Source organism: Shewanella sp. SP2S2-6 (assembly GCF_031931965.1).
GTDB classification, from domain to species: Bacteria; Pseudomonadota; Gammaproteobacteria; order Enterobacterales; family Shewanellaceae; genus Shewanella; species Shewanella baltica.
In genome coordinates this window covers 23,712-37,075 of the sequence record NZ_JAUOEQ010000027.1, presented here as the reverse complement: position 1 = coordinate 37,075, position 13,364 = coordinate 23,712, and the positions used below count along the sequence as shown (strand labels likewise).

General features: G+C 48.3%; 12 protein-coding genes and 1 other annotated feature. Of the genes, 10 read left to right on the top strand and 2 right to left on the bottom strand.

Annotated features, from left to right (window positions below; translation table 11 throughout):
• Positions 1-84: 84 nt before the first annotated feature.
• A complete protein-coding gene (locus Q4Q57_RS16415; protein WP_311891408.1) occupies positions 85-705 on the bottom strand; it encodes an L-threonylcarbamoyladenylate synthase in 621 nt (206 codons plus the stop codon).
• Complete coding sequence (gene rnm, locus Q4Q57_RS16410; RefSeq protein ID WP_041411197.1) at positions 702-1,562, bottom strand: RNase RNM; 861 nt, start codon at positions 1,560-1,562, stop codon at positions 702-704. The genes Q4Q57_RS16415 and rnm overlap by 4 nt, the downstream gene beginning before the upstream one ends.
• Positions 1,563-1,772: 210 nt before the next feature.
• Positions 1,773-1,880 (top strand) — a sequence feature (Trp leader region).
• A gap of 98 nt (positions 1,881-1,978) precedes the next feature.
• Between rnm and Q4Q57_RS16405 the strand changes: the two genes are divergently transcribed.
• The 10 genes from Q4Q57_RS16405 to Q4Q57_RS16360 all read left to right on the top strand — a co-directional run bounded on the left by Q4Q57_RS16405 (position 1,979) and on the right by Q4Q57_RS16360 (position 13,355).
• Complete coding sequence (locus tag Q4Q57_RS16405; RefSeq protein WP_311891407.1) at positions 1,979-3,652, top strand: anthranilate synthase component 1; 1,674 nt, start codon at positions 1,979-1,981, stop codon at positions 3,650-3,652.
• A gap of 9 nt (positions 3,653-3,661) precedes the next feature.
• A complete protein-coding gene (locus Q4Q57_RS16400) occupies positions 3,662-4,264 on the top strand; it encodes an aminodeoxychorismate/anthranilate synthase component II (RefSeq protein ID WP_311891406.1) in 603 nt (200 codons plus the stop codon).
• Complete coding sequence (gene trpD / locus Q4Q57_RS16395) at positions 4,261-5,334, top strand: anthranilate phosphoribosyltransferase (RefSeq protein ID WP_311891405.1); 1,074 nt, start codon at positions 4,261-4,263, stop codon at positions 5,332-5,334. The genes Q4Q57_RS16400 and trpD overlap by 4 nt, the downstream gene beginning before the upstream one ends.
• Before the next feature lie 4 nt (positions 5,335-5,338).
• Entirely contained in the window at positions 5,339-6,826 is a 1,488-nt protein-coding gene (gene trpCF / locus Q4Q57_RS16390) for a bifunctional indole-3-glycerol-phosphate synthase TrpC/phosphoribosylanthranilate isomerase TrpF (RefSeq protein WP_311891404.1), read from the top strand.
• 188 nt (positions 6,827-7,014) lie between these two features.
• Complete coding sequence (gene trpB, locus Q4Q57_RS16385; RefSeq protein WP_311891403.1) at positions 7,015-8,205, top strand: tryptophan synthase subunit beta; 1,191 nt, start codon at positions 7,015-7,017, stop codon at positions 8,203-8,205.
• A gap of 5 nt (positions 8,206-8,210) precedes the next feature.
• Positions 8,211-9,032: a tryptophan synthase subunit alpha gene (gene trpA / locus Q4Q57_RS16380; protein ID WP_311891402.1), complete on the top strand. Its 822-nt coding sequence runs from the start codon at positions 8,211-8,213 to the stop codon at positions 9,030-9,032.
• A gap of 363 nt (positions 9,033-9,395) precedes the next feature.
• Positions 9,396-9,806: a glycerate kinase gene (locus Q4Q57_RS16375; protein WP_311891401.1), complete on the top strand. Its 411-nt coding sequence runs from the start codon at positions 9,396-9,398 to the stop codon at positions 9,804-9,806.
• 236 nt (positions 9,807-10,042) lie between these two features.
• Entirely contained in the window at positions 10,043-10,327 is a 285-nt protein-coding gene (locus Q4Q57_RS16370; protein WP_006082193.1) for a DUF2798 domain-containing protein, read from the top strand.
• An 857-nt stretch (positions 10,328-11,184) separates the two neighbouring features.
• Complete coding sequence (locus tag Q4Q57_RS16365; RefSeq protein WP_311891400.1) at positions 11,185-12,690, top strand: SidA/IucD/PvdA family monooxygenase; 1,506 nt, start codon at positions 11,185-11,187, stop codon at positions 12,688-12,690.
• Entirely contained in the window at positions 12,690-13,355 is a 666-nt protein-coding gene (locus Q4Q57_RS16360; RefSeq protein ID WP_311891399.1) for a GNAT family N-acetyltransferase, read from the top strand. Before Q4Q57_RS16365 ends, Q4Q57_RS16360 begins: the two co-directional genes overlap by 1 nt.
• Positions 13,356-13,364: the final 9 nt, after the last annotated feature.

The window sequence follows — 13,364 nt, the reverse complement described above, 5'->3', positions numbered from 1 at the left end:
GCGGCGATAAAACTGCCAAATGTGCACAGCCACTCGCCGCATCACTCACTCGTATCCATTAGCGATAAATCTAATACGGCAGATTTAGAGGAAAGGCGTGATATCACCCGCGCCTTCACGCAAAATTTCGGTGCCATCTTCAGACATATCAATCACTGTCGTCGGCTTTTCGCCTAAATAACCGCCATGGATAATCACATCCACTTGATGCTCGAGCAAGTCGCGAATTTGTTCAGGATCAGACTCGGCAAATTCTGCATTTGGCATCACTAAACTGGTCGACATCAGCGGCGCATCTAAGGCTTCAAGCAACGCCAGTGCGATCACATTGTCGGGCACACGAATACCTATGGTCTTTTTCTTGTCATTTTGCAGACGACGCGGCACTTCTTTGGTCGCTTTAAAAATGAACGTATAAGGCCCAGGCGTGCAACTTTTTAGAATGCGATACGCCTGATTATCCACTTTGGCGTAGGTCGCAAGCTCAGATAAATCGCGGCACATCAATGAAAAGTTATGATCGTTCTCGATTTGACGAATTCTCGCCATCCGCGTCATCGCGTCTTTCTCACCAATCAAGCAGCCTAAGGCATAGCCCGAATCGGTGGGATAAACAATCACACCGCCCGCTTTTAAGGCGGCAACAGCTTGACTGATAAGGCGTGTTTGCGGATTTACTTCATGTACATAAAAAAACTGACTCATGGTCGTTCCACCCAAGATTCCGATTGCCAGACCCAATCAATACCTTGGGGCTGATACAGATTTTTACCTAATTCGATCCAATTACTTGGAAAGTGAAAATCACTCCCTATCGATGCAAGCAATTGATTTTGTAAGCTCAAGGCCACAAGGTTGGCCCTGTCGTCTAATGTTTGCTGGCCAAGTACCACTTCCATGGCATCTCCACCCGCTTCTTTATATTCGCGCACTAAGCGCTTAAGCCACTTTGCCGATAACTTATAACCACTGGGATGCGCCAACACAGCCAACCCACCCGCGTTATGAATGATATCGATGGCGCTGGCCATATCACCCCAATTATTGGGGACATAACCGGTTTTACCACGGGCAAGGTAGCGTTTAAACACGCTCGGCATATCCACAGCATGACCATTTTCAGCCATCCAACGGGCGTAATGTCCACGGCTCAATGCCGCTTCACCCGCCAACGCCTTGGCACCTTCGTAAGCGCCTTCAATACCGGCCTTGGCTAATCTATGGCCAATTTCTTGAGCGCGTAATTCACGTAACTCACGCTGGTTTTCTAAAAATGCTAATAACGCAGGATTATCCGCATCGAAGTTAAGCGCCACTATGTGGATATCATAACTGTTCCAGCGAGTAGAGATTTCTACGCCAGAGATCAATTTCAATGGTTCTGCTTGCGATAGATTAAAGGCACGGGCTTCGGGTAAACCTGCTACCGTGTCGTGGTCAGTAATCGCAAATAACTGCACGCCCTTTTCAAGGGCTCTAGCCACCAATTCAGACGGAGTTAACTGACCGTCGGATGCGGTCGTGTGGCTGTGCAGATCAGCCAATATGCTTTGAGTATTCATGGGGCTATTGTACGTGAATTTGTTAATAAATGCGCTGCTATCTCGCATTTTGTGGCTGTGTGACTTAAATTTTCTGCGTCATTAAAGTGAATAAATCGCAGAAAATGAAAAATATTCAATTGACATTCGACCCCAGCTAAGGTTTTCTATACACCAATTACTGAATTAGCGAGACCCTTTTGAATGACACACATTAACGCTTCATTAAACATCATTTGGTGGTGGCACTTCCCAACTTAGCGGGTGGTGTGAAGCTCTGTGCTCATTTGAAAGTGACCAGAATCAACAAGAAGCCCGCAGAAATGCGGGCTTTTTTGTTAGGTGCGAAAAATGTCGGCAGACTCGGGTAACAAGATTAAGAAAGCGAGATAACTCATGATGTTAAAGACATTTTATAAGGTAGCTGGAGTATGAACATGCCCAAACAGACATTCGCACGCTCAAGCACACTCAAGGCGGCATTAACCTACCACAGCGATCCACTGCGCTTGTATCAGCACATTACCCAAGATGCGCCCCATACTATGTTGTTGGAGTCGGCCGAAATCGACAGTAAAGATCACTTAAAAAGCATGGTGATGACCCATGCCGCCATGATGATCCGCTGCGACGGTTATCAACTGACCTTTACCGCACTGACCGACAATGGCGCGAGCTTACTTGCTCCCATCACACTTTTTTTCAGTACAGCAGCCAATCTAGTCCGTGATAACTTGACCTTAGTGGTGACGCTGCAAAAAGACACTCAGCTGCAGGATGAAGATGCACGCTTAAAATCGACCTCGCCACTCGATGGCCTGCGGATGTTTATCCAGCAGATTGATTGTGGCGCTCATACTGACAGCCAAAGTAAACCCGCCTTTGAGGATCTGTTTTTAGGTGGCGTACTGGCCTACGACTTGATTGATACCGTCGAACCGCTGCCAGCCGTACCGAACCGCGATAATGATTGCCCAGACTACTTATTCTACCTCGCTGAAACCTTAATCCTTATCGACCATAAACTGAAACAAGCCGACATCATTACCCATAATTTCAGCCGTGATTCAGTCCAGTATGCCGCCATCACCGCAGCGCTGAGCGAGCGAGTACAGCAGTTAAGCACACAATGTAAAACTCTCGGTAATTCACCTGCCGATGTGCCGACACTGGTCGCCATCGACGCAACTGAGCAAGTCAATATCTCCGATGAGGTGTTTAAACAAACCGTTATCGATTTGAAAGAACACATTATTGCGGGCGATATTTTCCAAGTAGTGCCATCGCGTAGCTTTAGTTTGCCTTGCCCAAATACCTTAGGGGCTTATCGCGCCCTGCGTCTGACTAACCCAAGCCCTTACATGTTTTATTTCAGAGGCCAAGATTTCACGCTTTTTGGTGCTTCACCAGAAAGTGCGCTTAAGTACGAGGCCAGCAGTAATCAAGTCGAAGTCTACCCGATTGCTGGCACCCGCAAACGCGGCAAAACCGCCACGGGCGAGATTGATTTTGACTTAGACAGCCGCATTGAACTTGAACTGCGTTTAGATAAAAAAGAACTGTCAGAACACTTAATGTTGGTTGATTTAGCTCGCAACGATATCGCGCGCATCAGCCAAAGCGGCAGCCGTAAAGTCGCCGAATTATTGAAAGTGGACCGTTATTCCCACGTGATGCACCTCGTCAGTCGCGTAACGGGTCAACTGCGCCAAGATTTAGATGCGCTGCATGCTTATCAGGCCTGTATGAATATGGGTACTTTAGTCGGCGCGCCAAAAGTAAGCGCATCACAACTGGTTCGCCAAGCAGAAAAAGCCCGCCGTGGCAGCTATGGCGGCGCTGTGGGTTACCTTAATGCTCTTGGTGATATGGACACCTGTATTGTGATCCGCTCCGCCTTTGTTAAAAATGGCACCGCCTTTATTCAAGCGGGCGCGGGCGTCGTGTTTGATTCCGATCCCCAAAGTGAGGCTGATGAAACCCGTCAAAAAGCTCAAGCCGTGATTTCGGCCATCAAAATGGGCGCTGGGCTGCGAGTCAATGAATCACCAGCAAATGACGCGTCGGCTCAATCGACTTTTGTGCAATCCACTTCAGTACCATCTAAATAGGAGCCAAACATGAAACTCTATCTACTCGATAACTTTGACTCCTTTACCTACAACTTAGTGGATCAATTTCGCAGCCTAGGCTGTGAAGTGGTAATTTACCGCAACGATGTTGCCGCCGATTTTATTGCCGAAAAACTACTTAACGAACAAGAACCCGCAGCCCTAGTGTTATCACCCGGTCCTGGTGCGCCCCATGAAGCAGGCTCTATGATGGCGCTTATCGCCAAAGTCGCCGGTAAAGTCCCCATGCTGGGCATCTGCCTTGGGCATCAAGCTATGGTGGAATATTACGGCGGCAAAGTGGCGCGCGCGCCTTTTGTGGTGCACGGCAAGGCAAGCCCAACCTTCCATGATGGTACTGGCGTATTTGCCGGTTTGCCCTCTCCCTTGCCCGTTGCCCGTTACCACAGTCTGGTCGCCACTCACGTGCCTGATTGCTTACAAATAATCGCAACCACTGACGCTATGCCGATGGCGATTCTGCACCCTGAGCACAGAGCCGTTGGCTTTCAGTTCCACCCTGAATCAATTCTGACGACGTTGGGCAGCACATTGCTCATTCAAACCTTAGCCTTTCTTACCCAAGACATGACAACAGGAGTAACCGCATGAGTACCAACCCTATTCAGCCTTTACTCGACGTTTTATACCAAGGTAAAAGTTTAAGCCGCGAGCAAACCGCCGAACTTTTTGGCGCGTTAATTCGCGGTGAGATGAGTGAAGCGGCGATGGCGGGAATGTTAGTTGCGCTGAAAATGCGCGGTGAGACCATTGATGAGATCAGCGGCGCCGCCGATGCCATGCGCGCCGCTGCCAAACCTTTTCCTTGCCCTGAGCGAAACAACAATCCGCTTCATAATGGCATAGTTGATATTGTTGGCACGGGTGGCGATGGCTTTAATACCATTAATATTTCCACCACAGCAGCCTTTGTTGCCGCGGCGGCAGGCGCTAAGGTCGCCAAACACGGCAATCGTAGCGTGTCGAGTAAATCGGGTTCATCGGATCTTTTGGCGCAATTTGGCATCGACTTAACTATGTCGCCAGAGACTGCCAGTCGTTGCCTCGACGCATTGAATCTGTGCTTTTTGTTTGCGCCCCACTACCATGGCGGGGTAAAACATGCGGTGCCCGTAAGACAAGCACTGAAAACGCGCACTTTATTCAATGTGTTAGGGCCGCTAATTAACCCCGCACGACCTGAATTTATGTTACTTGGCGTGTATAGCCCTGAGTTAGTCTTACCGATAGCGAAAGTATTAAAGGCGCTTGGCACAAAACGCGCTATGGTAGTGCACGGCAGCGGTTTAGATGAAGTCGCGCTGCACGGCAACACCCAAGTTGCAGAGTTAAAAGACGGCGACATTATTGAGTATCAACTCACGCCCGCCGATTTAGGCGTGCCTTTAGCGCAGATAACAGACTTAGAAGGTGGCGAACCCGCGCAGAATGCCTTGATCACCGAGGCAATTTTAAAAGGTCGCGGCACTGAAGCACACGCCAATGCGGTCGCCATCAATGCCGGTTGTGCTTTATATGTCTGTGGAATTACTGATTCAGTCAAAGCCGGAACCTTACTTGCGCTCGCTACCATTCAAAGCGGCAAAGCCTTTGAATTATTAAGCCAGCTCGCAAAAGTCAGCGGTGAAGCCCTAGTCAACGGTCAAGAAAGAGGAAGATAAGCAAATGTCTCAAGTAGAAGTGACTCTAACAGCAATGACTCAAGACCTGCGCACTCAGCCAGAGGCAGCCACAAACGCTATGCCAAAAAGTAATGTGTTAACCCGTATTGTCGATACCAAAGCGGCCCATATTGCCGCCCTGAAACTGCGTTTTCCTGAGGCGAGTCTGTCGCCAAAAATCTCTGATCGCAGTTTATTTGCCGCACTCAAGGCACCCAAGGCGGGTTACATTTTAGAATGCAAAAAAGCCAGTCCGTCCAAAGGGCTTATCCGCGATGTGTTTGATGTAGAAGCCATCGCCGATATTTACGGTAAATATGCGGCGGGCATTTCGGTATTAACCGACGAGCAATTTTTCCAAGGGGATATGGACTATATCCCTAAGGTGCGCGCTCGGGTCAACCAACCAATTCTGTGCAAAGATTTTTTTGTGGACGAATACCAAATCAAACTCGCCGCCCACCAAGGCGCCGATGCGATTCTGTTGATGCTGTCCGTGCTTGATGATGAACAATATCAAGGTCTAGCGAAAGAAGCCGCTAAGTATCAACTCGATGTACTGACCGAAGTCAGTAACGAAGAAGAACTTAAGCGCGCCATCGCATTAGATGCGCCGATCATCGGCATCAACAACCGTAACTTAAGGGATTTAAGTACCGATCTCGCCACCACAGAAGCCTTAGCGCCACACATTGGCAGCGACCGCGTGGTGATAAGCGAATCTGGCATCTACAACAATGAGCAAGTACGCCGCCTGAGTCCGCTGGTTGATGGCTTCCTCGTTGGCAGCTCGATTATGGCCGAGACTGATATCGACTTGGCCTGCCGTAAATTGATCTTCGGTCACAATAAAGTCTGCGGCCTCACCCGTGTGGAAGATATTCGCGCCGCGGCAACATCAGGCGCTGTCTATGGTGGGCTAATTTTTGCTGAAAAATCCCCACGCGCGTTAACCCTTAATGCTGCAGAACAACTGCTCAGGGCGTATCGCGCATCCGATGCCCCCGCCATTGAATTTGTCGGCGTGTTTGTTAATGCCGCGCCAAGCTCCATCACCGATATCGCTGCCAGTTTGCAGTTATCTGCCGTACAGCTGCATGGCACTGAGACTGAGCTTGAAATCGCACAGCTCGCTGAGCGACTTGAGCAAGCGGGACTCACCACCCAAATTTGGAAAGCCGTCAGCGTCGATGCGCAAACGGGTGAGCTTGGTAACATACCTCAGGGAGCACAGCGTTATCTGTTTGATAGTAAAACGGCAGGTCAATTTGGCGGCTCGGGCCAAGCCTTTAATTGGCAAAATATTGATGTGAAGTCCTTAGGCCAGCAAAAGGCCCATGCCATGTTGGCGGGCGGACTCAACGCCGACAATGCGGCCAGTGCCAATGCCCAAGGATTTTACGGTTTAGATTTTAATTCAGGCCTAGAAACCGCCGCAGGGATTAAATCGGCGCAACTTATCCAAATGGCTTTTACCCATTTACGTCTTTAGCCTATCGCGCTAAGCAAGAAGCCCTAGATGCAGTTGGTGCCCGACAAGCGTGATGCTCCACAAAAAATATGAACCTATTAATGCCAGTGACCAAATAGATAACGGCTCAGTTAACACGTTTAACACCAAGACGCGGTTAGCACAATCGAAGCCACTGACAAACTGATTGATAAGATAAGGAAAAAGGTATGTCCAAGTTAAAGCTTAACCCTTATTTCGGCGAATACGGCGGCATGTATGTGCCACAGATTTTAGTGCCAGCCCTTAAGCAATTAGAAACTGCCTTTGTGGAAGCGCAGGAAGATGAAGACTTTAAAGCCGAATTTACCGATTTACTGAAAAATTATGCGGGTCGCCCTACAGCACTGACCTTAACCCGCAATTTAAGCCCCAATCCTATGGTAAAAATCTACCTCAAACGAGAAGATTTACTCCACGGCGGCGCACATAAAACTAACCAAGTGTTAGGCCAAGCTCTGCTGGCTAAACGCATGGGCAAAAAGGAAATCATTGCTGAAACTGGCGCAGGACAACACGGCGTTGCCACCGCCCTTGCCTGCGCGCTATTAGGCTTAAAATGTAAAGTCTATATGGGTGCTAAAGACGTTGCGCGCCAATCACCGAACGTATTTAGAATGCGTTTGATGGGCGCGGAAGTCATTCCTGTCACCTCAGGTTCTGCCACCTTAAAAGATGCTTGTAACGAGGCGATGCGCGACTGGTCTGGCAGCTACGAAAAAGCCCACTATTTACTCGGCACGGCCGCGGGGCCACATCCATTCCCAACAATCGTGCGTGAGTTCCAACGTATCATTGGCGAAGAAACCAAGAAGCAAATGCTGGAACGCGAAGGTCGCCTACCCGATGCGGTTATCGCCTGTGTGGGCGGCGGCTCCAACGCCATCGGCATGTTTGCTGACTTTATCGACGAGCCAAGTGTCGAACTGATTGGCGTCGAACCTGCGGGTAAAGGCATCGACACGCCAATGCACGGCGCGCCGCTTAAACACGGTAAGACAGGTATTTTCTTCGGTATGAAAGCGCCTTTGATGCAAGATCGCGAAGGTCAAATCGAAGAGTCTTACTCGATTTCAGCTGGATTGGACTTCCCATCCGTTGGCCCGCAGCACGCGCATCTTAATGCCACAGGCCGCGCCCGTTATGAATCAGCCACCGACGATGAAGCGTTAGAAGCCTTCCAACAATTGGCTCGCTGTGAAGGTATTATCCCTGCATTGGAATCGGCACATGCTATCGCCTATGCCGTGAAAATGGCACGCGAGTGCACCAAGGAAACCATTTTAGTGGTCAATCTTTCCGGTCGTGGCGACAAAGATATTTTCACCGTTTCTGACATTTTGAATGGTAAAGAGGAATAATAAACATGAGTGACACGTCTACCAACACTGGCCGTTACCAAGCCACCTTTGCCAAACTCAAAACTGAAGGTCGTGGCGCTTTTGTCCCATTCGTCACCCTTGGCGATCCTAGCCCTGAGTTATCGCTAAAAATTATCGATACCTTAGTGCAAAACGGTGCCGATGCCTTAGAACTGGGCTTTCCGTTTTCCGATCCCTTGGCCGATGGCCCAGTGATCCAAGGTGCTAACCTGCGCTCTTTAGCCGCGGGCACAACACCAACGGCGTGTTTTGAATTACTGGCGCAAGTGCGTGCTAAATATCCTGAACTGCCAATCGGTTTGCTGCTGTATGCAAACTTAGTCTTTGCTAACGGCATAGATGCGTTTTACGCCAAAGCGCAGCAAGCGGGTGTGGATTCAGTGCTTATTGCCGACGTACCAGTAGAAGAATCGGCGCCCTTTAGCGAAGCGGCTAAAGTCCATGGTATCGCACCCATTTTTATCGCGCCGCCTAATGCCGACAGTGAAACCCTTGCAGAGGTTAGCGCCAGCGGTGAAGGTTACACTTATTTATTATCCCGCGCTGGAGTGACAGGTACCGACACGAAAGCTGGCGTTCCGGTGGAAGAAATTCTATCCAAATTGAAAACCTTTAACGCGCCGCCACCGCTACTCGGCTTTGGTATTGCCGAACCGGCTCAAGTAACCGCCGCTATCAAAGCGGGCGCTGCTGGGGCGATTTCAGGCTCTGCCGTTGTGAAGATCATCGAAACCCACCAGCACGATGAAGCTAAGCTACTGGAGACACTTGGCGATTTTACTCGCGCCATGAAAGCGGCGACCTAAGTTAATCAAGATTTCAATCTCTGAGATAAATTACTGATTGAAATTGATAAACTAAGTCACTGATTTAAATTGATAGCCTAAATCGCTAGTGCTTAAGACGCGAAGAAAGAGAAAAATAAACAGAATAAGTGGGGCACATTCGCAGCCTCACTTATTTTGCTTTAGATTGACCGACTCCTATGTTTACCCTGCCTTGCTCACCTCATTGTTAGTGTTCTCTTACGGCTTTTATCTTTCTCAACAATCACGCCTCAAACACCCCATGATAAAAAATCAAACTGATAGCTTAGCGGTTATTTAGTCGCAGTTATTTAGTCACAGTTCCTCGGTAGCATGTCTGTATCGAAATAAAATGGACTTTATATGCAGTATCGGATCTATATTCTCGAGCTAACTCCATGTGGCAATGGTGTTGAAGGTGAAGTCGCAGGCAAATGCGACAATGGCGCGCCGATTTGGTTTTATTACCAAGGCAGCGATCAACTGGCAAAAATGCGCTTTCCGGTTAACCAATGGGTGACGGTTGAATTACTCGGCCGACTAGCAAGTGTTCAAGTTGACATCATTGAGCAAGCTCCACGCCTACCAATTCAATTGAACTTTGAAACTTCAGGACAAATCGTCGACATCAGCCAAACACCCGAAGATACGATTTACCTGTCGCACTCAAACCTTGCACTCCCCTTTGATACTGAACTGGGCAAATCCCCTATTTCGCTCGGTCACTGGGTCCATGTGACGGGCGAGCTTTGGGTAACAAATGGAATGAATTGAGTCTTGATCCCTGCGCTAACTGTGAACGTACAGATAGGCGAGCTTGGGCTTTAATGATTGCGCTTTATCGGTGCAATACCTAGAATGTCGCCGCGCGGGCTAAACTTCATCAATCGCTTAAATACCTTGCTTCCGCTATTGAACCCGATGGGGAAAGCAAATGAAGTCGATAACGCAATTGACTGTGTTAGCCTGTGACAAATCATTCGCCTGATACATCTCCAATAGAGGATCCGATGACCATTTCCAAATCTTTGCCCGATGACAAACCTCGTACTTTTTTGGGCACGCCTAAATTACCAGCCAAGTATGCCACGGTTGTAATGCCCTTTTTCCTTTCTATTCTCATGAGTTGTATCGTTTCTGGGATCAGTACTTTCAATGGCGTTGGCGCTTCACCGCAGTTTATCGAACTCTGGCTCGGTGCTTGGCTTATCTCATGGGTGGTCGCCTTCCCGACATTACTGATGGTATTGCCATTAGTGCGTAAAATTACCGGACACTTTGTCGATTTACGCTAGCTTTACGATTTAGCCTTTCGAACTCGCATTCTGAGTTAACAGCCACATTTCAAAGCCGTCTTAGGACGGCTTTAGCTTAAGATCATGCCCTTAATAAACGCGCACTGCCGCTATCCATACCGAGATAACCGCCCTATTTACAGTTCCAGCCAATAGCAGTTTTAAGCGAATAGCTCTCTGAGAAAATACCAAGCTAAGCGAATACATCTGGGGGCAATGCCTCTGAACTCATTCATCAAAACCAATAAATCTGGACCAATGCATCTGAGCCAATCCATTTAAACTTAACCCACACCCGACTCATTTTACCCAGTGCCTTGAGCGAGGCTCCAGCCTGCGCTTTACAATGGATTTACACTGACTGTTTAGCGGCACCTATCCCCATTGGACTCAGCCGACATTGCCGCAATCTAAATCAATTCCCCTCGATTAATAAACCAACACAAATATCGATATAACCACTTGTATTTATAGATATAAAAGTCAAATTACTCGTAATCAACTCGATTATACACCCCTTAAGTTTAGCCTTTTTGCCAGCCAATTATCTTGCCGTCACATACGTTATTAACCGTACTTAGCCCGCTTATCCGTAAGTTAAAAGTATTAACCTCACCATCTCCTAAATGAGAATGGTTTGCATTTGAATATTTTCACGTGCTAATTTACTCGCCGTTGTCGGGACAGAGGCAGCAGGAAAAATGGCCTAAGGACTGCGCTAAACATAGCGAATTAACCACAGCAAGATAGATAGCTAAACAGGCTATTTTGACAGCCGCATTAACTTGGTTTGCGTCCTTAGGTAACTGATTACTGGATCGGCAACACGCAACAGCATGCTGCCAAAGGAGGCGTAAGTGACTACTCAACAAAGGGAAATGGATCGCGAAATCTTTGATCTACTCGGCATCGGCATTGGCCCATTCAATCTTGGTCTCGCCGCCTTATCAGAACCTATCGACGGCTTTAACTGCTTATTTTTAGATGCTAAAACCAGCTTTGACTGGCATCCAGGCATGCTACTCAAATCCTCGAGACTGCAAACCCCCTTTATGTCAGATCTAGTGACTATGGCCGATCCCACCAGCCGTTACAGTTACCTTAATTTTGCCAAAAAGACGGGTAGACTTTATCCCTTTTACATTCGTGAGAATTTCTTTTTACCTCGCCACGAATACAACTTGTACTGCCAATGGGTAAGCCAACAACTCAGCAATCTAAAATTTGGTTTTAAGGTCACTCAAGTGGATTACAACGCCGGTGAAGGTATTTATCGAGTCACAGGTTTTGATAGACGCAGTGGCAAAACCCATACCTATCAATGCCGAAAGCTAGTGTTAGGCACAGGAACAGAGCCTTATCTGCCAAAGGATTGCCCCATTCAAGATGCGCGGGTCATGCATACAGCCAGCTATATGCAGCAAAAAACCTACCTGCAGAGTCAGAGTGCCATCACTGTAATTGGCAGTGGTCAAAGTGCGGCGGAAGTGTTTTACGATCTACTGCAAGACATTGATACCTATGGCTATCAACTCAATTGGATGACACGGTCAGCACGTTTCTATCCCTTGGAATACACTAAGCTGACGTTGGAGATGACCTCGCCAGATTATGTCGATTACTTCCACGAATTAGCACCGGAAAAACGCTGTGCTTTGATTGCCAGTCAAAAATCGCTCTACAAGGGCATTAATGCAGAGCTTATCAACGACATCTATGACTTGTTATATCAAAAGCGCTTGATTGCGGATTTCCAGTGCCAATTGATGACCAATGTGGCGTTAACCCGTATTCAAACTGACCCAGATGCACTCAAATTACATTTCCAGCATCAAGAGCAAGATACCCCTTTGAGCCAAACCACGGGCGCAGTGGTGTTAGGCACTGGCTATCACTACCGTTTACCTGAATTTATCAAAGAGATAAAGCAACAGATCGAGTTCGATGATGCGGGACAACTTAGCGTGCAACGCGACTACAGCATAGATATTCGCGGTGATATTTTTGTCCAAAATGTCGGTTTACATACCCATGGAATAAGCTCACCGGATCTTGGCATGGGCTGTTATCGCAACGGTATCATCTTAAAGGCAGTGCTCGGCTATGCGCCCTACCACATTGAAGAACACATCGCCTTTCAAACCTTCGATCCGGCCAAACTTGCCAATCATCAGCCCTGCGGCAGCAATGCAATTAACACACTGAATCTTAACCCTAAACATTTCCCTAAGACGTCGCCGCACAGCAATAACGCTGATGCATCGCCGCATCTCTACCCAACCCAAACGCCGACTTCGAGTATGAGCGCAGGCGCGGGAACCAAGATGTCGGTCTTGATGGCGCCAAACAAGGAGGCGCAATAATGGCGAGTCAATTTAGCAGCCATTGTTTAACGCAGCTATCAGCTATTACAAGCATCAATGGTTTCCAGTTCAGAGCGTTAGATCTCAAGCAAGACTTGCCAACACTGCAGTCTTGGTTTAACCAAGAGTACGCGCAGTTTTGGGGCATGCAGGGCTTGAATCTCGCCGCCATAGAGAACCTTATGGCAACCACGCAGCACAAGTTTACCTTGATGGGTGAGTGGCAGGGCAAAGCGCTCTTTATGGTGGAACTTTACGATCCCGCCCACGATGAAATCGGTCACCACTATCCTGTTGCGCCGGGGGATTGCGGTATGCATCTGATTATCGCGCCGCCCGATGGCAGCCCAATCAACGGCTTATCCTTCAAAGTGATGGATGCGATAGCGCAGCTCGTGCTTGAAAAATTGGCCTTTAACCGCCTAGTGGTTGAACCCGATCAACTCAATAGCAAAATTCATCACTTAAATAGCCGAGTGGGCATTCGCTATGAAAAAGCGATTCAATTAAGCACTAAAGCAGCTTACCTCGGATTTTGCACTGCGGCCGAACGCCAGCTGGCATCGAACACGCCCTCTTCGACGGGCTTAGCCCAGACAAGCTCAGTGCTGCCAAGCTCGTTCAAAGCACCCGCAACCTCCCCCATAACATTTTCGACTCTTTAGGTGAACTAG

Excerpts from the sequence above, each read along its gene's own strand:
- Q4Q57_RS16415 (WP_311891408.1), bottom strand. The coding sequence starts at position 705 with ATGAGTCAGTTTTTTTATGTACATGAAGTAAATCCGCAAACACGCCTT.
- rnm (WP_041411197.1), bottom strand. The coding sequence starts at position 1,562 with ATGAATACTCAAAGCATATTGGCTGATCTGCACAGCCACACGACCGCA.
- Q4Q57_RS16405 (WP_311891407.1), top strand. The coding sequence starts at position 1,979 with ATGCCCAAACAGACATTCGCACGCTCAAGCACACTCAAGGCGGCATTA.
- Q4Q57_RS16400 (WP_311891406.1), top strand. The coding sequence starts at position 3,662 with ATGAAACTCTATCTACTCGATAACTTTGACTCCTTTACCTACAACTTA.
- trpD (WP_311891405.1), top strand. The coding sequence starts at position 4,261 with ATGAGTACCAACCCTATTCAGCCTTTACTCGACGTTTTATACCAAGGT.
- trpCF (WP_311891404.1), top strand. The coding sequence starts at position 5,339 with ATGTCTCAAGTAGAAGTGACTCTAACAGCAATGACTCAAGACCTGCGC.
- trpB (WP_311891403.1), top strand. The coding sequence starts at position 7,015 with ATGTCCAAGTTAAAGCTTAACCCTTATTTCGGCGAATACGGCGGCATG.
- trpA (WP_311891402.1), top strand. The coding sequence starts at position 8,211 with ATGAGTGACACGTCTACCAACACTGGCCGTTACCAAGCCACCTTTGCC.
- Q4Q57_RS16375 (WP_311891401.1), top strand. The coding sequence starts at position 9,396 with ATGCAGTATCGGATCTATATTCTCGAGCTAACTCCATGTGGCAATGGT.
- Q4Q57_RS16370 (WP_006082193.1), top strand. The coding sequence starts at position 10,043 with ATGACCATTTCCAAATCTTTGCCCGATGACAAACCTCGTACTTTTTTG.
- Q4Q57_RS16360 (WP_311891399.1), top strand. The coding sequence starts at position 12,690 with ATGGCGAGTCAATTTAGCAGCCATTGTTTAACGCAGCTATCAGCTATT.